The organism is uncultured Marivita sp., from assembly GCF_947488135.1.
GTDB lineage: Bacteria > Pseudomonadota > Alphaproteobacteria > Rhodobacterales > Rhodobacteraceae > Marivita.
Map to the genome: position 1 here is coordinate 306,498 of NZ_CANKYW010000004.1, position 21,673 is coordinate 328,170.

A 21,673-nucleotide genomic window follows, 5' to 3' on the forward strand; every position below is an offset into this window, starting at 1 on the left:
ATCTGTCAGGAATTCATTTTTAGCGCGAGGCACGGCTGCCACGGGCCAAGATGCAATTTTCCATCCGCCTGCGGTCCGGCGCTCCCCAGTTCCAGACCGATCTGCGCCCAGTTGCCCGATGGCATGTCCATCGTGGCGGGCTGGTCGCTAAGATTGAAGGCGCAGAAGATGGTTGTGCCCTCAAAGCTGCGCTTGAAGTGGACGATGCTGTCCAAGCTCTTGACGCCATCATGGTCGCCCTTGGCCAGCGCCGGTTGCGCGTGGCGGAAGGCGATGGCGCGGCGGTAATGGTGCAGGATCGCCGCCGGGTCGTCTTCCTGCTGCGCGACCGTGCGGTGCAGGTGTTCGTGGCTGACGGGCAACCACGGCTGGCCGCTGGTGAAGCCGCCATTCTGGTTCGACGGCTCCCAGACCATCGGGGTGCGGCAGCCGTCGCGGCCCTTGTATTCTGGCCAGAACTCGATCCCGTATGGGTCTTGCAGGTCCTCGAAGCCGACCTCGGCCTCGTTCAATCCCAACTCTTCGCCCTGATAGAGACACACCGATCCGCGCAGGCACATCATCAGCGTGGCGAACAGGCGCTGTGCCGCCGGTGACAGGTTCCAGCGGGAGGCGTGGCGCGTAACGTCGTGGTTGGAAAACGCCCAGCACGCCCAGCCATCGGCAGCCACCTCGTCAACTTGGCCCAGCACCTCGACGAAGCGATCCGCCGTCGGCTCCACCCCTGACAGGAATTCGAACGCGTAGCACATATGCACGCGGTTCTCGCCCTTGGTGTATTCGCCCATGATCTCGAGCCCGCGTTGCGCGTCGCCCACCTCGCCCACGGACGTGGTGCCGGGGTATTCGTCCAGCAGCGCGCGGAACCGTTCAAGAAAGGCGAGGTTCTCGGGCTGGTTCTTGGAATAGAGGTGTTCCTGGTGATTATACGGGTTCACCGACGGCGCGATATTGGCGTTGCGCTTTTCCTTGGGCAGGCCCGGATTGCTCCGCAGATCCTTGTCGTGAAAGTAGAAGTTGATCGTGTCGAGACGGAAGCCGTCGACGCCGCGATCCAGCCAGAAGCGCGTCACGTCCAGCAGCGCCTGTTGTACATCCAGATTGTGGAAGTTCAGGTCGGGCTGCGAGGTCAGGAAGTTGTGCAAGTAATACTGTTCGCGCCGCGCGTCCCATTGCCAGGCCGGGCCGCCGAAGATCGACAGCCAGTTGTTGGGTGGCGTGCCGTCCTCTTTGGGATCGGACCAAACGTACCAACCAGCGCGGTCATTCGTACGGTCGGACCGGCTTTCGATGAACCAAGGGTGCTGGTCCGAGGTGTGCGACAGCACAAGGTCGATCATCACCCGGATGCCCAGCCGGTGCGCGGTCTGCACCAGCACGTCGAAATCAGCGAGTGACCCGAACATCGGATCGACGTCGCAATAGTCGCTGACATCGTAGCCAAAATCCTTCATCGGAGAGGTGAAGAAGGGGCTGATCCAGATCGCGTCGACACCCAGGGATGCCACATAGGGAAGCCGGTGCGCGATGCCCAGAAGATCGCCGACGCCGTCGCCATTGCTGTCCTGAAAGCTGCGCGGGTAGATCTGGTAGATCACGGCACCGCGCCACCAATCGGCGTCAATTGCGGGGTTCTTGGCGGCCAAGGTGTTTGCCACGTTCATCGTCCTGTATCCTTGCACCCACCTATGCGGGCGCCGTTAGAGAAGAAGGTGCCCCGCCATATGGCGGGACGCGTTATTTGACAGAGCCAGCCAGCAGGCCGCGCACCAGGTATTTCTGCATCGCGAAGAACACCAGTAGGGGCACCGCGATCGACACAAAGGCCGCGGTCGCGAGGATTTCCCAGTTGCCGCCACGGGTGCCCAGAAGCTCCACGATCTGGTTGGTCATCACAGTGGTCTGGCCCGTGGCGTCGATCAGGAACACCTTGGCGACAAGCAGATCGTTCCATGTCCAGAGGAATTGGAAGATCGCAAAGCTCGCCAGTGCCGGGAAGGACAGTGGCAGGATGATCTTGACGAAGATCTGAAATTCCGTCGCGCCATCGACACGGGCGTTCTCGATGATGTCACGGGGCAGACCGACCATGTAGTTTCGTAAGAGGTAGATCGCGAGCGGTAGCCCGAACCCGGTATGCGCGAGCCAGGTGCCCAGATACCCCTTTCCGATACCGATGCCCAAGTGCAGCTTGAGAAGCGGGATCAGCGCCAGTTGCAGCGGCACCACCAGAAGGCCCACCACCACGGCGATCAAAAGCGCCCTGCCGGCGAAATCCATCCAGGCCAGCGCGTAGGCCGCGAAGGCCGCCACCACGATGGGGATGATCGTCGCCGGGATGGTCACGGTCAGCGTGTTGAAGAACGCCTTTGCCATGCTGTCGGTCGCGTTGCCCGACAACAGCACCTGCTGGTAGTTTTCCAGCGTGAAGTCCGGGGGCAGTTCGGCGGTGACGAAGATCCGTTGCCCCCGTCCGCCCTCCATCTCGACAGGGCTTTCCAGCCTGTAGTCGCCATTGGCTTCGACGGTGATGGTTTCCCCGTCGCGCAGCTCTGCCGTGTCGCCGGGCACGTAGGCCGCTACGTCACGGGACGAGGTGCCCCAAGCCGACATGTCGATTTCATCCGACAGGTCTTCGCCGGCAAAGAGGTTCCCTTCGATCACGTAGACCCCGTTCACTAGCACCTGTTCGTCGGGTGCCGCGGTGCGCAGTGTCAGGCTTTGCTCGGTGGGAAACAGGGCTTTCCACCAGCCCGATGTCGAGATCTGGTCCGCCGTGCGGAAGGACGACACGAAGAGACCGACCGTCGGGAAGAGCCACAGCGCCACCAGCGCCACCACCGAGATGTGAACCGCCCATGTGAGAGAGGATTTGGTTCCAGCGATATTATCCATAGTCCCGGTCTCCCTCAGCGCATTTCATTGCGCGCGTTGCGCACGTTCCAGACAAGGATCGGCGTCACCAGCAACATGATCACGATGGCGCTGGCCGACCCCACACCCCAGTCATTGGCGCGGAACAGCTTGTCGAACATGTAATTTGCCAGAACCTGCGTTTCCCATTGGCCGTTGGTCATCGCGAAAACGATGTCGAAGACCTTGAGAACCACCAGCGTGATCGTCGTCCAGACCACCACGATGGTGCCCGCGATCTGCGGCATCTTGATCTTGAAGAAAATCTGGAACGGGTTGGCCCCGTCCACGATGGCGGCCTCGATGGTTTCCTCGGGGATACCGCGCAGGGCGGCCGACAGGATCACCATCGCAAAGCCCGTCTGGATCCAGATGAGCACGATCATCAGCAGAAAGCTGTTCCAGAATGGAATGGTCAGCCATTGCTGCGGATCATTGCCCGTCATCCAGACATAGATCGCGTTCAGCACGCCAATCTGCTCGGTTCCCGGTGGGCGCGCGTCATAGACCAGTTTCCAGATCACGGCGGCACCCACAAAAGAAATCGCCATCGGCATGAAGATCAGCGACTTGGCGATATTGCCCCACTTGATCCGGTCGGTCAGTTGCGCCGCCAGAAGGCCAAAGGCGGTCGACAGCGCAGGCACCACGATGAGCCAGAGCATGTTGTTGCGCATCGCTTCCCAGAATTTCGGCTCGGACGCCATCTGACGGTAATTGTCCAACCCGGCCCAATTGTAGACGGTCGTCCCGTCCAGCATGGTCTCACGTTCGGTCAGCGACAGGCGGATCGTCTCGACCACCGGGTAGGCCAGGTACAGCCCAAGCGCGAGAAGTGCCGGCAGAAGGAACAGCCACGGGCGCACCAGGTTCGCGCGGTTGATATTCTTGCCTGCGTTCGGCCCCTTGGCAGGGAACAGCACCTTGTCGAGAAACTGGTTCGAGAAGTAGAAGTAGCCCAGACATCCGCCGACGCCGATGGCGATGGTCAGAAGACCTTGTAGTGCGGGATTCATGCTGTCCCTCCCAAAATGATGGCCAGTGATTGGCGGGTCCGGTGCGTTTCACCGGCGGCCCCTTATCCGGGGTCTTGGCTTTGCAGCTTTGTCGGGATGGGCCGCGCGATTGCCCGCGCAGCCCTGCATTTTTGCAAAACGTACCTACTTCAGCGAGTCCCAGCTGTCCTGGATGTCGCTCGCCACTTCGGCAGCGTCCGCGCCACCGGCATAGTCGACCATCCCGGTCCAGAAGGTGCCCGCACCCACACCGCCCGGCATCAGGTCGGAGGCGTCAAAGCGGAAGGTCGTGGCATCCAGGAGGATCTGGTTCATGTTGGCGGCCGCCTCGGTCGAGAATTTCGACAGGTCCACACCGGTATGCGGTGTCAGGAAGCCTCCGTTTGCCATCCAGATCTCGTGCGCCTCGGGCGTCTGGAGATAGGCGATCAGGTCATGCGCCGCTTCGTTCTCGTTGGTGATGGCCCAAAGCGTGCCAGCCCCCAGAACCGGCGAGCCGAGATCCTTTTCCTCGTAAGCCGGGAAGTAAAAGAAGTCGGCGTCCAGCCCCACTTCGGTCCCTTCCGGGAAGAAGGCCGGGATGAACGAGGCCTGACGGTGCATGTAGCACTGCGGCGGCGCATCAAAGAGACCCTTGGGGCTGTCACGGAAATCGGTCGAGGCCACAGCCCCGGCACCACCGGCGACGTAATCGTCATTGCGGGCGAAATAGCCGAACTCCTCGATCGCGGCGACGACACGCGGATCGTCGAACGGGATCTCGTTGGCCACCCACTGGTCATAGACCTCTGGCGGCTGCGTGCGCAGCATCATCTCTTCGACCCAGTCGGTCGCGGGCCAACCCGTTGCACCACCGGATCCCAGGCCGATGCACCACGGCGTTTCGCCGTCGGCGACGATCTGGTCTGTCAGCGCCTTGAGCTCTTCCATCGTCTCCGGAATTTCGTAGCCCGCGTCCTCGAAGTTCTCGGGCGAGTACCAGACCAGCGATTTCACATCGACCTTGTAGAAAAAGCCGTACAGGTCCTCTTCCCCGTCAGGGCCCGCATAGGTGCCCAGATCGACCCAGGATTGACCCGCCGCATAATTCTCGGAGACCCACTCGGCCGTGCCGTCCCGGAGCGGCGTCAGGAACCCACGCGCCGCCATGTCGGATGCGAGACCCGGCTGCGGGAACACCGCCACGTTCGGCGCAGAGCCTGCTTCGGCATCCACGACGATCTGCTGTTCGAAGCTGTCGGAGCCGACATAGCTGACATTGTGGCCGGATTTTTCAGCGAAGTCGGACAGAACCGCCTCGACGAGTTCCTGGTCCGGGCCAAGCCACGGGCCGAACACAGTGACATCTTCGGCTGCTGCGGCGCTTGCACACAACGCTGCGACGGCCGCACTCGTGGTGAGTGTCTTTTTCATGAGTAACCTCCCAAGTTGCGCATGTTAGCGCCTGACTTTTCCCCGCCCCGGAATCACCCCAAAGCGCTTTGGATGCGTCAAAGTCCCTGATTTGCCTGAGTCTGTCAATCCAGTGCATACGCAGAAAAACCCAACAATTACGCTGCTTTGCAGAAACTTTACGCGCGCAAAGGGGCTTTTATCGGTTTCGCTTTTGTGGCTTACTCGAGCGCACAATTCAAAGCGCTTTGGAACCGGTCGTGAATCTCAAGCAACTGTCGCAGCATCTCAAACTGTCCCAGACCACGGTAAGCCGTGCGCTGAACGGCTACCCCGAAGTCAGCGAGAACACGCGCAGCCGTGTTCTCAAGGCAGCGCAGGACCTAAATTACCGTCCGAACATCCGGGCCAAAGGGCTGGCCACAGGGCGCGCGCTGGCGATCGGCCATGTCATCCCGGTCTCGACCCAGCACGAGATGGTAAATCCGGTCTTCGGCGATTTCATCGCCGGAGCGGGCGAAAGCTATGCCAAGGCAGGCTACGACATGATGCTGACGCTGGTGCCCGATCAGGAAGAGGCCCGCACCTATCAGGATATCCGGTCACGCGGCACCGTTGACGGGATCATCGTGCATGGCCCCGTGATCAACGACGAACGTATCGCACTTCTGTCGCGCATCGGGCTGCCCTTCGTGGTGCATGGCCGCTCCACCGATGTGAACCTGCCCTACTCCTGGATCGACGTGAACAACCGCGGCGCCTTCGAACGCGGCACGCAATTCCTGATCGAACTTGGGCATCGCCGCATCGCGCTGCTGAACGGTTTGGAGCACATGGATTTCGCCTTTCGCCGGCGCAAGGGCTACGAGACCGCCCTGCGCAACAACGGCCTGTCGGTCGATGCGTCCCTGATGCGCAGCGAGGAAATGACCGAGGTCTACGGCTACCGCGCGGCGCGCGAGATGCTTGCGCGGTCCGAAACTCCGACAGCCTTCGTCTGTTCTTCGATCATCACCGCCATCGGTGTGCGCCGGGCGATCCATGACGCGGGCCTCGTTCTGGCGCGGGACGTGTCGATCATCACGCATGACGACGCGCTGAGCTATCTTCAGAACGGCGACGATGTGCCGATCTTCACCGCGCTGCGGTCGTCCGTGCGCTATGCCGGTCGCGAGGCCGCCGAGATGTTGCTGTCGCTGATCGCCGTGCCCAAGAGCGCCCCGAAAACCCGCCTGCTCGAGGCGGATCTCATCATCGGCCGGTCCACCGGACCCGCCGCAACCTGAAGGACTCCGGTCATGTTAAACTTCAAACGGCAGGATTTTCCTGACGATTTCCTTTTCGGCACCGCCACCTCCAGCTACCAGATCGAGGGCCATGCCTTCGGCGGCGCGGGCAAGACCCACTGGGACACCTTCGCGGCCACACCGGGCAATGTCGTGCGCGCCGAAAACGGGGATCGGGCCTGTGACCACTATCATCGGTTCGAAGACGACCTTGATCTGGTGGCCGCCGCCGGTCTCGACGCCTATCGCTTTTCCACCAGTTGGGCGCGGGTGCTGCCCGAGGGGCGCGGCACGCCGAATGCCGAGGGGCTGGATTTCTACGACCGGCTGACCGACGCCATGCTGGAGCGCGGCCTGAAACCCTGCGCCACACTCTATCACTGGGAATTGCCCGTGGACCTTGCCGATCTGGGCGGCTGGCGCAACCCGGACATGCCCAAATGGTTCGGCGAGTTCACCGAAATCATCATGTCCCGCATCGGCGACCGGATGTTTTCTGTCGCGCCGATCAATGAGCCGTGGTGCGTCGGCTGGCTGTCGCATTTCCTGGGCCATCATGCGCCCGGTTTGCGTGACATTCGCGCGACGGCGCACGCGATGCACCATGTGCTCAAGGCGCACGGCACGGCGATCAAGGTGATGCGCGGGCTGGGCATGGGGAACCTCGGCGGCGTGTTCAACATGGAATGGGCCACGCCGGTCGATGAAAGCGACGCCGCCCGGAAAGCCGCGGCGCTTTATGACGGATACTACAACCACTTCTTCATGTCCGGCGTGTTCAAGGGTGAATACCCCGCCAATGTAATGGAGGGACTTGAGCCGCATATGCCCAAGGGCTGGCAGGATGATTTCGGCGTGATCCAGGCCCCGCTCGACTGGTGCGGGATCAACTATTACACCCGCAAGATCATCGCGCCCAATGACGGCCCCTGGCCCAGCCATGAAGAGGTCGAAGGCCCCCTGCCGAAGACCTACATGGATTGGGAGATCTATCCCGAAGGGCTTTACAATTTCCTCACCCGCACTGCGAAAGACTACACCGGAGACCTGCCGCTCTACGTGACCGAGAACGGGATGGCGGCCCCGGACGTGATCGAAAACGGAGCGGTGGCCGATCCGCACCGCATTGACTACCTCAATCAACACGTCGCCGCCGTCCAGCGCGCCATAACGGATGGTGCGCCGGTGAAGGGCTACTTCATCTGGTCGCTGATGGACAATTACGAATGGGCGCTGGGGTACGACAAACGCTTCGGGCTGGTTCACGTGGATTTCGACACACTGGACCGGACGCCCAAATCCTCCTATCACGCGCTCAAATCCGCGCTGACCGGGACTTGATATGACCGATACCAAGACATTCACCGCGCTGGTCGCCGACCTGGGAGGGACGAACACCCGCGTCGGCCTCACCAACGGCGGCACGGTACGGACCGAGACCATCAAACGCTTCCGAAACGCCGACCATCCCGACCTGTTGTCGGTGCTGCGCGCCTATAAGGCGGAACAAGGCGTGGTGCCGGATGCCGCCTGCGTCGCGATGGCGGGGCCGGTCCGAGACGGTGTTGGCGAGTTGACCAATCTGAACTGGTCGGTGGATCGCGCGCTCGTGGCCGAGGCGACGGGGGCTGCAACTGTTGCGGTGCTGAACGATCTTCAGGCACAGGGCCACGCGCTCGACCATCTTAGGTCGGACGTTTTGCAAACCATCCTGCCGGGGCAGAAAGCCGGGGATCGCGCGGCGCGTCTGGTGATCGGCGTGGGCACCGGCATGAACGCCGCGGCCGTCTACCGGCTGGACGAGCGCACGTTGGTGCCCCCATCCGAGGCGGGCCACGTGTCCCTGCCCGCGCAGAACTCCGATGAGCTGCGCCTGCTCGACTGGATCGCGAAAAAGCACGGCACACCGGGGTTCGAGGACGTGCTGTCCGGGCGCGGCTTCGAACGGGTCTACGAATGGCTCTGCGACGAGGCCGGAGTGGATGCGCCTTTGGACGCGAGCGGGATCATGCAGGCGGTCAATGACGGATCCAACAAGATCGCGGAAGAGGCCGCGCGGGTGTTCATCCGCATGATGGGCCGCGCGGCGGGCAATCTGGCGCTGGTGCATCTGCCCTTCGGCGGGATCTACCTGATCGGCGGCGTGGCCCGCCATTTCGCCCCGCATCTCGACCGTCTGGGCTTCCGCGAGGCGTTCTACGACAAGGGCCGGTTTTCCGGGTTTATGGAGCAGTTCCCGGTCCATCTGGTCGATGACGATTACGCGGCACTGACTGGATCGGCCGCGCATCTGATGGAGCTGATGGGTTAGGCTTTCGCCTCGCGCAATATCCCGGCAGGACCAAGGGTTTTTCCCGCGATCTCAACGTCATGCGGGCTGTGGTTAAACCAGAATCGCTCTGCCCCGGTATCACGCAAACGCACGCCGCGTGGCAGCGCCGTGGTCGCCACTTCGGCCCGTGCGCATAGATCTTTTACCAAACGGTCAAAAAACGCATCGTCGCCCCAACCGCCGCAATAGGTTACGGCCCCCGATCGCATCGCGACGGGCATTCCTTCTTCTGTAGCGAAGATGATTTCTGCCGCACCTTCAAGATGTTCAAACCAGTTCTTCACGTGGCCGCCGCCCTTGACCGGGATCGGCATATCGGGCCGCAACGTCTCCAACCGTGTTACGGTCACTTCGAGATCCGGCCATGCGGGCGGCAGCGGCACCGGAATGCGGAAATCCCGGTCGCGCGCGGCAGAGCGCGGGCCGATCAGCACCTCCGCACCGCTTGTGGCCAGCGCGGTCTTGAGGTCATCGGGCATCACCATCATGCCGGGGGCCGCGACGATGCGGTAGCCGCCGAAATCCCGCTGCGTCGGCGGCAGGATGTCGATGCTCACCCCCGCCCGGCGGAACGCGCGGTAGAGGTCGAAGACCAGGCCGAAATAATCCATGCCCTGCCCCTGCGGCTGCACCTCCCACGCCCAGGCGGCGTCATAGTCGAAGATCAACGCAACGGGCGCTTGGGCGATTGCCACATCGGGGGCCCCGGCCAGGTCCTGCGCCATCTGTTCGGCCTCGGCATGGCCCGGCGCGATCACGCTGTCGGGACGCAAGAGCCCCGCGTGCAACTGCTCCTGTGCAAAGGGGGCCTGTCGCCACCGGAAGTAACATACCGCTTCGGCCCCATGCGCGAACGCCTCCCACGTCCAGAGGCGCACCATGCCGGGCAAGGGTGCGGGATTGTAGGGCGCCCAGTTCACCGGGCCGGGCTGCTGTTCCATTACCCACCAGCGACCCTTGCCCACGGCGCGGTAAAGATCGTGGTGGAACGCCTGAAAATCCGGGTCGCCTTGGCGCGCGTAGTGGCGTTGGTCTTCCGGTGTTGCGCCGACGCGGTCTTCCAGGAACCCGAGCGGATAGCTGTCCCATGTGGCGATCTCCAAATCCTCACCCACCGCGAAATGGTCGAAATCCGTGATCCGCCCCATGTAATTGTGCGAGATCGGCGCGTCGGAATACTGGCGGATGATCTCGACCTGCGCGCGGTTGAAGGCCACCACCTGATCCGAGGAAAACCGCCGGAACGCCTGTGCGTGGGCCGGGTTGGGTTCGGTCACGGTGAGGTTCGGCAGGTCGATCTGGTCGAAATCGCCATACTCCATTGACCAGAACACATTGCCCCACGCGGCGTTGAGCGCATCGATATCGCCATCGTTGCCCTGCCCCGGATAACGCGCGCGCAGCCAACCCCTGAACGCCTGTCGCGCGGCGTTCGAGTAGGACAGGATCGTGTCGTGGCAGCCGTATTCGTTGTCGGTCTGCCACGCGGCGACATTGGGGTTCTGCCCGTACCGCTTGGCCAGTTCGGTGACGATGCGCCGACATTCGTTGAGGTAGCCCTGGTGGCTGAAGCAGTAGTGCCGCCGCGACCCGAACCCACGCGGGCGGCCTTGCGCATCGACGGCGAACATATCCGGGTCCTTGTCGCAGACCCAGCGCGGTGGCGTGGCGGTGGGTGTGCCCAGCACGACCTTCAGGCCCGCCGCCCCGAGCCCGTCGATCGCGTCGTCCAGCCACTCCCATTGGAACTCGCCCGGCGCAGGTTCAATGCGGGACCACGCGAATTCGCCGATCCGCACCCAGGTGAGGCCAAGCGCCGCCATGCGCGCGGCGTCCTCTTCCCAGATCTCGCGCGGCCAATGTTCGGGATAATAGCAGGTGCCAAGCGTTCGTTTCATAAGATGACTTGGTGTTCTTTCTGGCCCTTGGTGCCCGACGGGACAGCAAATGTCATGCCATCGCTGCCGCCTGCCGGGCTCAGGCCTACGGAGGCTGTGGTGACGAAAAGCGTGCTCAGGTCCGGCCCACCGAAAGCCGGGCAACTGGCCTGTACGCCGGGCACGGTAATGGCCCGGATCAGGGTGCCATCCGTGCCGTAACAGGCGACACGCCCCGCCCCCCATTGCGCAACCCAGAGGTTGCCCTCGGCATCCACGACCGCACCGTCGGGGTTCAATTCGGCCTCGGTCAGATCGGCGAAGAGCGCGGGTTTGCCCTCTGGATAGCCCTCGTCATCCAGCGCCACACGCAGGATCTTGCGTTTACGGGTGTCCGTGTAGAACGCATGGCCGCCACCCGGCGTGAAGCAGATCGCGTTGGAAATGGTGATCTTGTCGAAAAGCTTGGTCAGCGTACCGTCGTAGTAGCGATAGATCGCGCCCGCGCCGGGTTCGGCATTCTTGCCCATCGTGCCGATCCAGAACCCGCCCCACGGGTCGGCGCGGCCATCGTTCGAGCGTGTCACCGGATTGTCGGATTCCAGCGGATGAATGAACGTGCTTTCGCCCGTCGCCGTGTCGAACACCGACAGCGACGTTTCGCTGGCGATCAGCAGAACGCCAGTATCCACCCATCCCGCCGCCGAGACATGTTCGTCGAACTCCCAGCTTTCCTCATCCGTCCCGTCACTACGGTAAAGCCGTTTGTCAAGAATATCGAACCAGTAGAGCACCTGTTCCTTCGAGTGCCAAAGCGCGCCTTCGCCCAATTTGCACACCGTACTGCTGAACACATCGGCCATCACGCCACCCCTGCATCATAGGCCGCGACAATGTCGACGGCGCGGGCGCTGATGTCGGCGACGGATGACCCCGGCGCATAAAGCGCCGATCCGATGCCGAACCCGTCCACGCCCGCCGCGAACCAGTCGGCAAAATTTGCCGGACTGGCCCCGCCCACGGCAAAGGTCTGGGTGCCTTGCGGCAAAACTGCCTTGATCGCCTTCAACCCCTCGGGTCCGATCAGAGACCCGGGAAACAGCTTGAGCCCATCCGCGCCGTTGCGCAGCGCGGTGAAGCATTCCGTGGGTGTCATCACGCCGGGAAAGCTTTTCATACCTGCCTGTTTCGTCGCCACGATCACGCGCGGGTTGCAATCGGGCGACACCACCATGCCCGCGCCGATCCGGTGCAGTCGCAGAACATCATCGGGGTTCAGGACCGTGCCGGCGCCGATCAGGGCCGACTGACCGAACGCATCAACCATTCGTTTGATCGAGGTGAACGGGTCGGGCGAGTTCAGTGGCACTTCGATGCGTGTTATCCCGGCGTCGATCAGGGCTTCGGTGATCGGCACGGCCTCGTCCGGGGTGATCCCGCGCAGGATGGCGATGATCTTGCGGCTCATTGTGTCGTCTCCTTGAGGCCCGCATAGGCGGCCTTCAACCCTTCCAGCGTCATGCGCTCTGCATCCGTGCGCTCCACCGGCAACCCTTGTGCACCGAGCGCATCTCCATAGGCTTTGCACAACGCATCATCGCCGATCAGCGCCACATGCTGGCCCAGCCAATAGGGTCGCGCCGCGGCAAGCTCTGCGCCGATCAGCAGGCCGGACAGGCGCGCACGCGCCTGACCCGCATGAAGATCATTCAGCAACCCCTCGGCCCGTATGGAGAAAAGCCGCGCCGCCAGTTCGGCGGGATTGGACATGCCGGTTGATACCGCCTCGTCAAAGGCGATTCTGTCCCAGCCGTCACCGGCAACCGTGTGGCGCAGGACGGACTGCTGCGACAACAGCGCGAAGAGCTCTCCGGTCATGAAAGTGCGGAAGCTGACGATCTCACCCGCGCTGATATGAACCCATTTGGTATGCGTGCCGGGCAGGCAGATCACGCCATCAAACTTGGGATTGAGCGCAAGGAACCCCGCGATCTGCGTTTCCTCGCCGCGCATCACATCCGCCGGGCTCGTCTGCTTGACGCCGGGCAGGATGTGGACCGACAGGCGGGCATCGTCGGTCGGCACCTGGGTCGCGCGATCAATGCCCGGCGGGATGCACGGGACGGCGACGTATTTCGCCTCGGCCCATCCCTGCCGCGATCCGGCCATGCCGCAGACGATTACCGGCGTCTTGTCGGTCAGCCTGTCGCCAACAAGGGCAAGTAACGCCGGTTCGAATCCGGCGCGGTTCAGGCTGCCCATCCCCGCATCGCTGGAGGTGCGGAACGTCACGCTGCCTGCGCGGGACATGCCCCAGACGCGCAGATGCGACGTGCCCCAATCGACAGCCAGCCAATCGGTCATGCCGCCACCGTGACCACGCCGCCATCCACCGCCAGCGTCTGCCCCGTCACCATGCGGCTGGTGTCCGAGGTAAGGAAAAGCACGGCATCGACGATGTCCTGCTCCACGAGGTGTTCCTTGAGGCACTGCTTGTCCAGATGCGCGGCCAATGACTTTTCATCTGCCCACATCTCTTTCTGCTTGGGCGTCAGAACCCAGCCCGGAGCGATGGCGTTGACGCGCACCTTAACCGGCCCGAATTCGCGCGCAAGGCAGCGGGTCATGCCGGTGATGCCTGCATTCGCAGTTGTATAGGCGATGTATCCCGCGTTTCCGATCATATAGCTGGTCGAGCTGAAATTGACGATCGCCCCACCGCCCGCCTTTTGCATGGTCGGGATCACAGACTGACAGGCAAAGAAATAGGCATCGAGGTTGATCGACAGCGCCCAGTCCCAGTAATCTCGGTCGACCTCAAGCGCGGTATGGCGCTCGTCGTTGGCGGCATTGTTGACCAATGCGCGGATCGGGCCGTTTGTATCGGTAGCCTTCTCGATGGCGTCGCGCAGGGCGTTCGTATCGGTGATGTCGCATTGGATGAAAAGCGGCGCCGTGCCGTGCTTGGCCTCCATCTCGGTCACGAAGTTGGACGCGTCCGATCGGCCAACGAAAGCGACGTTGGCACCTTGTTCCAGAAACCCGTTGGTCAGTGCCGCGCCGATGCCCGAGCCGCCGCCGGTGATGAAAACAGATGTGTCCTTCAGATCATGAAATGTTGCGTTGGAGGTCATATCAAGCGGCCTTTTTCTGTCGGGCAAATTGCGGGAGCATGTCGCCATGCGCAACCAGCAGATCGGTGACAAGGCTGCGGATCTGGCGCAGGTCCAATTCGGCGGCTGTGTGCGGGTCCATCATGGCGGCGTGATAGATGTGGTCGATTTCTTCATCAACCAAAGCGCGGACGACAAGTTCCTGCACGTTGATCTGGGTGCGCATCAGCGCCACGAGTTGCGGCGGGATGTCGTCGATCACCGTAGGCTTGATACCGTTCGAATCGACCATGCAGGGCACCTCGACCGCCGCGCCCTTGGGCAGTTGCGGCGCCTGCCCCCGGTTCGGCAGGTTTCCGTAGATCGTGTAGGGCTGGTTCGTGACCATCGCGTTCATGATCTCGGCCGCGAATTCGTGGCTTTTTTTGAACCCGATCTGATCCGTCGTGCGGTACGCCCTGGCCTGTTCCGCCCAATCGGCCATCTGTTCGATACAGCGTTGCGGGTATTCGTCAAGCGGCACGCTGAAAGCCTCGATCAGATCGTCGCGGCCCGACTTAATGAACCAAGGCACGTATTCGGCCAGATGTTCGGAGCTTTCGGTGCAGAAATAGCCCAGATGGTCCATCACCTCGTACCGGACCTTGTTGGCACAGCGCGGCATGAGCAGCGGCGGTTTGGGCAGGCTGCCATTGCGGTAGCCCTCGCGCAGCACCGGATAGAGCGACCGGCCCTGATGCGTAAGGTCCAGAAAGAACGCCACATGGTTCACACCGGCCACGCGGTAGCGGATCTTGTCCTTGGGCAGGTCCAGATCATGAGCGAGTTCCTCAACCGTGTTTTGCACCGAATGGCACAGGCCCACCTGCTTCACATGGGGATACCGCTCTGCCAGCGCCCAGGTGTTGATCGCCATCGGATTGACGTATTGCAGAAGGGTGGCCTCCGGGCAGAGTTCCGCCATGTCCGCCGCGACGCTCCAGAGATGCGGCACTGTGCGCAAGCCGCGCATGATGCCCCCCACGCCCAGCGTGTCGCCAATGGTCTGGCGCAAGCCGTATTTCTTGGGAATGTCGAAGTCGATCACGGTGGACGGCTCAAAGCCCCCGATCTGAAACGCGGTGACAACGAAATCCGCCCCGGCCAGCGCGCGGCGCTGGTCGGGGGTCGTCTCCACCTGCGCAGACCGTCCCGAAGCCGCGATCAGCTTGCGCGCGACCAGCGCGGATTCCTCCAGCCGTTGCTCGTTGATGTCCATCAGCGCAAAGGTGGCCCCCTCCAGCGCCGGAAAGTGCAGCACATCTCCGACGATGTTCTTCATGAAGATCGTCGAGCCCGCACCGATAAAAGCGATACGTGTCATGGTCCTGGTCCTTATTTCACCGCGCCCAGTGTCAGGCCCGCGATAAAGTGTTTCTGCATGAGGAAGAACATCAGCACCGGCGGCAGGGCCGCCACGATGCTGCCCGCGCTCATCAGGTGATAGGCGGCGCGGTATTGTGCGTTGAAGCTGGTGATCCCAGCGGTGACGGGCTGCGCATCCGGCCCTTGCGTCAGCACGATCGCCCAGAAATAATCGTTCCAGATGAAGGTGAAGATCAGCACCGCCAGCGCCGCAAGCGCGGGCTTCATCAGGGGCAGCACGACGAACCAGAAGATACGCCATTCCGCAACGCCTTCGACCCGCGCCGCCTCGATCAGCGGGAACGGCAACGCGCGGATGAAGTTGCGCATGAAGAGCGTGCAGAACCCCGTCTGGAACGCAATGTGGAACAACACGAGACCCGTCTTGGTGTTGTAGAGCCCAAGGTCCAAAGTCAGGTCGCGCACCGGCACCATCAGGATCTGGAACGGCACGAAATTGCCCGCAACGAACATGAAGAACACCCACAGGTTCGAGCGGAAATTGTAGATGCCAAGCGCAAACCCCGCCATCGCGCTCAGCGCCACGGCACCGATGACCGTTGGCACCGTGATCAACACCGAATTGAGCATGTAGCGCGGCATGTCCGAGTTGAAGAACACCTGACCGTAATTCTCGATAATGTTGAACGACCCCGGCACACCCCAGTAGTTGCCCTGGGTGAAATCCGAGGCCGGTTTGACCGAAAACACAGCCACCGCGATGAGCGGCAAGAGCCACAGAATGAGGGCGATGGGCAGCATCGTCTTGTAAGCGGTCTGCGCTGGTGCGCTCGCCTGCTGAATCGGACGCGGGAACATTAGACCGCCCCCCGATCATTGAAACACGGCATGACCTTCATCTTGCCAGATAAACTCCCGCCGGAGGCTCCCGTCAGATCCCACATGCTCACCGCCCCCCTTGCTCGTCGCGGTACATCGACCACAGGAAATAGCTGATGAAGACCAGCATGATGAGGAAAAGCACCACCGCGATGGCCGCGCCGTAGCCCATGCGGAACCCGTATTCCGACAGCGCCTTTTCGAACATGTAGAAGGACAGCACGCGGGTCTGACCGAACGGGCCGCCATTGGTCATGATCGAAATGAGGTCGAACGACCGAAGCGCACCAATGATGGTGACGACGAAGGCGATGAAGGTCGCAGGCTTGAGCTGCGGGATGATCACGTACCAGAGCATCTTCCAGCCCTTCGCACCGTCCAGCCGCGCGGCCTCGACCTGTTCGGGGTCCACGGCGTTGAGGCCGGTCAGGTAGAGGATCATGCAATAGGCCGTCTGCGGCCAAAGACCGGCGGCAATGATCCCGTAGGTGGCCCAGGTCGGATCGCCCAGCACGTTGACCGGGCCAAAGCCGACAAGCGCAAGCATGTTCGACAAGAGCCCTTCGTTGGGCAGGTAGAACCACGCGAAGACAAGCCCGACAACGACCTGGCTCAGCACGAAGGGAAAGAAAAACAACGACTTGTAGATGCGGATGCCCGTCACCGTCTGGTTCAAAAACAGCGCGATGAACAGTCCGGCGGGAATGGCCAAGAGGTAGAAGACAAGCCATTTCAGGTTGTTCCAGAGCGACACCTCGAAGGCGCGGTCGTTCATCAGTTCGGCATAGTTGCCGAGGCCGATATATTCCGCCTGCCCCAGCCCGTCCCAATCGTAAAGCGAGATCGAGAAGCTCTGGAAGATCGGGATGACGACATAGACCGCGAAGAACAGGATCGCGGGCGCAAGGAAGAGCCACGGCGTGACCGCGATCTCGTTGCGCTTGTACCAGCCGCGTTTCGGCGGCTCTGTGTCGGGTAAGGCTGTCACGGTCATGGTCGGATCTCCTGACGGCACATGCGAAAACCCGTTTGGGCTTGCGGATGGGCCGAAGGGCAAGGTGCGTAAACCACGCACCCTGCCGATTGGGCGTAGGGTGCGTGATCTCACGCACCCCCATTGCTTACTTGTAGACGCGCTCGCGCACTTGCTCGAGGCGGGCAAGGATGTCGTCAAGGTTGTCCGGGAACACCATGAATTCCTGGAAGCCTTGCATCGCCTCGGCTGCCATCTCAGCCGGGAAGTCGCGGTCGAAGAACTGCGCGACGCCGCCGGGGCTGTTCGACGACAGCATCGCGAAGCCCTGCTCGAGGAACTTGTCATCGTCGATCGACGCAGACGCGTTCACCGGCAACTGGCCAAGGTTTTCACCGTTGTTGATGATGGTCTGCTCCTCTGCCGACACCACGAAACGCAGGAATTCCCGTGCCGCTTCCTTGTTGGAGGCATTGGCCGGGATGTGGAACGTGTCGGTCGGCGCGTCTTCGGCCATCTCGACACCTTCGGTTATCGCCGGGAACTGGTAAAAATCGATCTGATCGTCGCTCAGGCCAGCTTCGCGCAGTGGCGCCACGGCGAAGTTGCCCATGAGGTAGGCCGCGGCATCGCCGTTGACCATGAAGGGCAGTGCCTCTTGCCAGGAGTAGTTCTGGTGATTGTCGACATAGGCCCCCATGTCGATCAGCTCGCGCCAATTTGCAAAGGTCTGACGCACGCGATCATCCGTCCACGGCACTTCCCCGGCTGCCATTTCCATATGGAAATCATAGCCATGCGTGCGCAAGTTCAGGTAATCGAACCAGCCGCCGGCGGTCCACAAAAACTTGGTGCCAATGGTGTAGCACTTCACGCCATTGTCCAGAAGCGTCTGGCAGTTGGATTTCATCTCGTCGAAGGTCGCAGGCTCGGACAGACCGTACTGGTCATAGAGATCTTTGCGGTAATAGATGCCCCACTGGTAGTAGGTATAGGGCACGCCCCACTGTTTGCCGTCGATGGTCATTGCGCCCTTGGTCGAGGCGAGGTTGTCGGCGATTTCCGGTTCGGCCCAAAGGTCGGACACATCCTCGAAAAGACCCGCCTCCACATAGGGGCGCATCCGGTTGGCCGCATACCATGTCGCCACATCGGGCGCGTCGGCGGTCAGGAAGTTGCGGATCTGAGTTTTGTAAGCCTCGCGGTCGATTACCGTGGTTTCGATGTTCAGCTCCGGGTGCATTTCGCCGAAGCGGTCGATCATCGCTTCCATCGTGGCGCGCGGTGCCGGGTTCGACGTGTCGAGAAAGATCTTGAGATCGCCACTCAGCGCATCGCCTTGAGCAAACGCTGTCGAGGCCGCAAATGCAGCCGTGAGCGCCAGTGCCGACGCCGTCAATGTGGAACGCATGGTATCCTCCCTTATGCTCCCAACTCTGGTGCAAGATTGGTTCCATTATTCGAAACCTTGTTTTGCATATTGAAATCATAACAGCGACTCGCCTATGCTTGTCAACAGCCGTCGGCACGCGACCTGCGGCATGGGAGGGATATCGCGACGATGACGGCGGTCGAACGAAACGACGGAACCGTGGGCAAGGCGCTGGCCGTGCTGGACCAAATCGCGTCCTACGGACGGCCCGTGCGCTTTGGCGAGTTGCTGGCAGAGTCGGACATGCCGAAAGCCACGCTCTACCGGTTCGTTCAAACCCTGACCAACCAGGGCATGTTGCAATACGATCCCGATCGCCAGACCTACGCCCCCGGCCTGCGCCTCGTGCGCCTGGCCCATACAGCTTGGGCGCAATCCTCGCTGGCTCCGGTCGCGCGCCCCCATATCGACGCGCTGAGCGCCGAAACCGGCGAGACCGTGCATCTGGCGCAGCTCGACCACGCGCAGGTGCTCTATGTCGACAAGCGCAACGCCCGCGACCCGGTGGAGATGTTCAGCCAGGCCGGCAAGGTCGGCCCGGCCTATTGCACCGGGGTCGGCAAAGCCATGCTCGCCTTCCTGCCCGAGGCCGAACTTGAAACCGCCCTCGCCCAGCAAAGCTGGCACCGGTTCACGGCGACCACACATGGATCGTCCGACAGTCTGCGCCGCGAACTTGCCGAGATCCGCGAAGACGGGCTCAGCTTCGACCGCGAGGAACATGAGACCGGGATCGTCTGCGTCGCCGCTCCGATCCTGAACAGCCAGATGCGGCCCTTGGGCGCGCTTTCGGTGACGGGAACGACCCGGCGCACGGATCTCGACACGTTGCGCACCCTCGGCCCCCGCCTCAAGGCCGCGGCCCACGCCATCGCGCGTGACGCGGAAAGCTGGCTTTTCCCCCGCACATCACCGCCACCGGCGGCCCATAACAACGGAGAGATGTCCCATGTCCGGAGTGATCCTTGAGTCCGTCATCAAACGCTACGGCAACACGCAGGTCATCCACGGGGTAGACCTCGAAGTGACGGACGGCGAATTCTGCGTTTTTGTCGGGCCGTCGGGATGCGGCAAGTCCACGCTTCTGCGTATGGTGGCGGGGCTTGAAGAAACCACCGAAGGCAAGATCCGAATCGGCACCCGCGACGTGACCCGGCTCGATCCCTCTGACCGGGGCGTGTCGATGGTGTTTCAGACCTACGCGCTTTACCCGCACATGACGGTCGAGGAAAACATGGGGTTCGGGCTCAAGATGACCGGACACCCTGCCTCCGAAATCAAATCCAAGGTGGCCGAGGCCAGCCGCATTCTGAAACTGGACGATTACCTCAAGCGCAAACCGAAAGCCCTGTCAGGTGGCCAGCGCCAGCGCGTCGCCATAGGCCGCGCCATCGTGCGGGGGCCGGAGGTGTTTCTGTTTGACGAACCTCTGTCCAACCTCGATGCCGAGCTGCGGGTCGAGATGCGTGTCGAAATCGCGCGGCTGCACAAGGAAATCGGCGCGACGATGATCTACGTGACCCACGATCAGGTCGAAGCGATGACTCTTGCCGACAAGATCGTCGTCTTGCGCGCGGGCCGGATCGAACAGGTCGGAGCCCCGATGGATCTCTACCGCGATCCCGACAATCGCTTTGTCGCGGGTTTTATCGGCTCGCCTTCAATGAATTTCGTGCGCGGCCGGGTGTCGGGGAATGAGATCCTATCCGACGGCCTGTCCGACCCGATTGCAAAACCGACCTCTGCGCAGGACGGACAAGAAGTTTTGGTCGGTTTGCGGCCTGAACATCTCGAACTCAAACCGGGGTCGACGCACCGGGTCGATTTGACGGAAAGCCTTGGCGGTGTGTCTTACGCCCATCTCATCGGGCCTGACGGAGAGAAACTCATCGTGGAAGAACGCGGTGATCATCGCTCATCGGATGGCGACACTGTCGACATCGTGGTCGATCCCGCTCATGTCTACCTCTTTGACGCAAAGAGCGAATTGCGGCTGCGCTAGGAAATGACGGTCAGTTGAGAGGTATCGACACCTTGAGCTGCACCGTCTCGACGCCGGGGTTTTCATCGTAAATCCCCGCGTTGGAGCGATGATCATAGGTCATGGCCACGCGCCAGCCCTTCGAGGTCTCGTATCCAAGTTCGATACCAGAGCGAAACGCGATCGGACCCCCCAGATCGAAGCCGCCATTGTCGAAATAGAGACCCGGCATAGCGTGCAGCTCCGCATAGGCCCCGCTGCGACCGAAGGGGATTTCATAGGTCGCCCCGAAGCCAACCCAGGTTTCCCCGTCCTCACCGACAGACAGACCAGCGGCACCCCCGAACGGACCACGTTTTTGACCCAGATCGTAACGCAGGTAAATTTCCGCTGCCGCATCGGCGCGGCGTTCGAGCACTTCGCCCCCCGAGATCGAGAACCTCGGCGTTGTGTCGGAGGCGCCAAGGCAGCCGGTTTCCGTGCCGCAATGGTTCATACCCATATCGGTCAGGCCGATAATGAAGAGGAGTGCCGCGAAAGTGCCGTCTGCCATGAAACCCGCTTTTCTGTCTGAGTGCTCTGGTTTGGGAACTTGGGTTAATTCGCTGCCGATGTCCAGTTGAGGCGCGATCCTCAGTGGCGCGTTTTGCAGGCATCAGGACACAAAAAAGCCCCTGCGGCGGGTGCCGAAGGGGCTGAATTCTGTTCATCGTTTTTGAGAGATACGCGTTTTGCGTCCTTTACTAGGTTTGGCGGTGACCTACTCTCCCACGTCTTGAGACGCAGTACCATTGGCGCGGTGGCACTTAACGGCCGGGTTCGGAATGGGACCGGGTGTTTTGCTCACGCTATGACCACCAAACCGAGAAAAGGACGCGATGGGCTGTTTTTGGCGGCCCATCGTGTGTTGTCCAAGTTTTGTACGCTGTATTTGGTGTCGTGCTTTTGATCATTGGTCCAGTGCGCCGCGTTCTTGTTTTAACGCGACGGTTTCGTTGTTACTGGATCAAATCAAGCCTATCGGGCCATTAGTACCGGTCAGCTGAACGCATTGCTGCGCTTACACCTCCGGCCTATCGACGTGGTGGTCTACCACGGCCCTCAGGGATACCTT

At 61.7% G+C, this 21,673-nt stretch carries 19 protein-coding genes and 2 rRNA genes; 5 read left to right on the forward strand and 16 right to left on the reverse strand.

Annotated elements, in window-relative coordinates; translation table 11 throughout:
- Window positions 1-5 precede the first annotated feature (5 nt).
- The 4 genes from Q1B16_RS14080 to Q1B16_RS14095 form a co-directional block, all read right to left on the reverse strand.
- Window positions 6-1,664, reverse strand: a complete 1,659-nt coding sequence (locus Q1B16_RS14080) for an alpha-glucosidase (RefSeq protein WP_299789824.1) — start codon at window positions 1,662-1,664, stop codon at window positions 6-8.
- A gap of 73 nt (window positions 1,665-1,737) precedes the next feature.
- Entirely contained in the window at window positions 1,738-2,895 is a 1,158-nt protein-coding gene (locus Q1B16_RS14085; protein WP_299789828.1) for a carbohydrate ABC transporter permease, read from the reverse strand.
- 14 nt (window positions 2,896-2,909) lie between these two features.
- Entirely contained in the window at window positions 2,910-3,929 is a 1,020-nt protein-coding gene (locus Q1B16_RS14090; RefSeq protein ID WP_299789833.1) for a sugar ABC transporter permease, read from the reverse strand.
- A gap of 144 nt (window positions 3,930-4,073) precedes the next feature.
- Window positions 4,074-5,342 carry an ABC transporter substrate-binding protein gene (locus tag Q1B16_RS14095; RefSeq protein WP_299789836.1) on the reverse strand — a complete coding sequence of 423 codons (1,269 nt, stop codon included), beginning with the start codon at window positions 5,340-5,342 and terminating at the stop codon, window positions 4,074-4,076.
- A gap of 239 nt (window positions 5,343-5,581) precedes the next feature.
- Here Q1B16_RS14095 and Q1B16_RS14100 point away from each other — a divergent pair, with 239 nt between their 5' ends.
- The 3 genes from Q1B16_RS14100 to Q1B16_RS14110 are packed head-to-tail and all read left to right on the forward strand — an operon-like array spanning window position 5,582 to window position 8,918.
- The gene (locus Q1B16_RS14100; RefSeq protein ID WP_299789839.1) at window positions 5,582-6,607 is read left to right on the forward strand and encodes a substrate-binding domain-containing protein; all 1,026 of its coding nucleotides are present in this window, start codon (window positions 5,582-5,584) and stop codon (window positions 6,605-6,607) included.
- A gap of 12 nt (window positions 6,608-6,619) precedes the next feature.
- On the forward strand, window positions 6,620-7,948 hold the full coding sequence (locus Q1B16_RS14105) for a GH1 family beta-glucosidase (RefSeq protein WP_299789842.1): 1,329 nt from the start codon (window positions 6,620-6,622) through the stop codon (window positions 7,946-7,948).
- Between the two features lies 1 nt (window position 7,949).
- Window positions 7,950-8,918, forward strand: a complete 969-nt coding sequence (locus tag Q1B16_RS14110; RefSeq protein ID WP_299789846.1) for a glucokinase — start codon at window positions 7,950-7,952, stop codon at window positions 8,916-8,918.
- Here Q1B16_RS14110 and Q1B16_RS14115 read toward each other — a convergent pair.
- The 9 genes from Q1B16_RS14115 to Q1B16_RS14155 form a co-directional block, all read right to left on the reverse strand.
- Window positions 8,915-10,837: a beta-galactosidase gene (locus Q1B16_RS14115; RefSeq protein ID WP_299789851.1), complete on the reverse strand. Its 1,923-nt coding sequence runs from the start codon at window positions 10,835-10,837 to the stop codon at window positions 8,915-8,917. The genes Q1B16_RS14110 and Q1B16_RS14115 overlap by 4 nt on opposite strands.
- Entirely contained in the window at window positions 10,834-11,679 is an 846-nt protein-coding gene (locus Q1B16_RS14120) for an SMP-30/gluconolactonase/LRE family protein (RefSeq protein WP_299789857.1), read from the reverse strand. Before Q1B16_RS14120 ends, Q1B16_RS14115 begins: the two co-directional genes overlap by 4 nt.
- Window positions 11,679-12,284 (reverse strand): 2-dehydro-3-deoxy-6-phosphogalactonate aldolase, encoded by a 606-nt coding sequence (locus Q1B16_RS14125; RefSeq protein WP_299789861.1) that lies wholly within the window; start codon window positions 12,282-12,284, stop codon window positions 11,679-11,681. Before Q1B16_RS14125 ends, Q1B16_RS14120 begins: the two co-directional genes overlap by 1 nt.
- On the reverse strand, window positions 12,281-13,180 hold the full coding sequence (locus tag Q1B16_RS14130; RefSeq protein ID WP_299789864.1) for a 2-dehydro-3-deoxygalactonokinase: 900 nt from the start codon (window positions 13,178-13,180) through the stop codon (window positions 12,281-12,283). Before Q1B16_RS14130 ends, Q1B16_RS14125 begins: the two co-directional genes overlap by 4 nt.
- Window positions 13,177-13,950 carry an SDR family oxidoreductase gene (locus Q1B16_RS14135; protein WP_299789867.1) on the reverse strand — a complete coding sequence of 258 codons (774 nt, stop codon included), beginning with the start codon at window positions 13,948-13,950 and terminating at the stop codon, window positions 13,177-13,179. The genes Q1B16_RS14130 and Q1B16_RS14135 overlap by 4 nt, the downstream gene beginning before the upstream one ends.
- Window position 13,951: 1 nt before the next feature.
- On the reverse strand, window positions 13,952-15,292 hold the full coding sequence (locus Q1B16_RS14140) for an alpha-glucosidase/alpha-galactosidase (RefSeq protein ID WP_299789870.1): 1,341 nt from the start codon (window positions 15,290-15,292) through the stop codon (window positions 13,952-13,954).
- 11 nt (window positions 15,293-15,303) lie between these two features.
- A complete protein-coding gene (locus tag Q1B16_RS14145; RefSeq protein ID WP_299789873.1) occupies window positions 15,304-16,152 on the reverse strand; it encodes a carbohydrate ABC transporter permease in 849 nt (282 codons plus the stop codon).
- A gap of 88 nt (window positions 16,153-16,240) precedes the next feature.
- Window positions 16,241-17,167 carry a sugar ABC transporter permease gene (locus tag Q1B16_RS14150; RefSeq protein ID WP_299789876.1) on the reverse strand — a complete coding sequence of 309 codons (927 nt, stop codon included), beginning with the start codon at window positions 17,165-17,167 and terminating at the stop codon, window positions 16,241-16,243.
- A gap of 127 nt (window positions 17,168-17,294) precedes the next feature.
- Complete coding sequence (locus Q1B16_RS14155) at window positions 17,295-18,557, reverse strand: ABC transporter substrate-binding protein (RefSeq protein ID WP_299789880.1); 1,263 nt, start codon at window positions 18,555-18,557, stop codon at window positions 17,295-17,297.
- A 150-nt stretch (window positions 18,558-18,707) separates the two neighbouring features.
- On the opposite strand from Q1B16_RS14155, the gene Q1B16_RS14160 reads away from it, so the two are divergent.
- Together Q1B16_RS14160 and ugpC are read left to right on the forward strand one after the other, a co-directional pair.
- Complete coding sequence (locus tag Q1B16_RS14160; protein ID WP_299789883.1) at window positions 18,708-19,547, forward strand: IclR family transcriptional regulator; 840 nt, start codon at window positions 18,708-18,710, stop codon at window positions 19,545-19,547.
- On the forward strand, window positions 19,528-20,580 hold the full coding sequence (gene ugpC, locus Q1B16_RS14165; RefSeq protein WP_299789887.1) for a sn-glycerol-3-phosphate ABC transporter ATP-binding protein UgpC: 1,053 nt from the start codon (window positions 19,528-19,530) through the stop codon (window positions 20,578-20,580). Before Q1B16_RS14160 ends, ugpC begins: the two co-directional genes overlap by 20 nt.
- 10 nt (window positions 20,581-20,590) lie before the next feature.
- Here the strand turns inward: ugpC and Q1B16_RS14170 are convergent, their stop codons facing one another.
- The 3 genes from Q1B16_RS14170 to Q1B16_RS14180 form a co-directional block, all read right to left on the reverse strand.
- Window positions 20,591-21,112, reverse strand: a complete 522-nt coding sequence (locus Q1B16_RS14170; protein ID WP_299789889.1) for an acyloxyacyl hydrolase — start codon at window positions 21,110-21,112, stop codon at window positions 20,591-20,593.
- Between the two features lie 194 nt (window positions 21,113-21,306).
- Window positions 21,307-21,421, reverse strand: a 5S ribosomal RNA gene (rrf, locus tag Q1B16_RS14175).
- 145 nt (window positions 21,422-21,566) lie between these two features.
- A 23S ribosomal RNA gene (locus tag Q1B16_RS14180) occupies window positions 21,567-21,673 on the reverse strand; the annotation flags it as partial.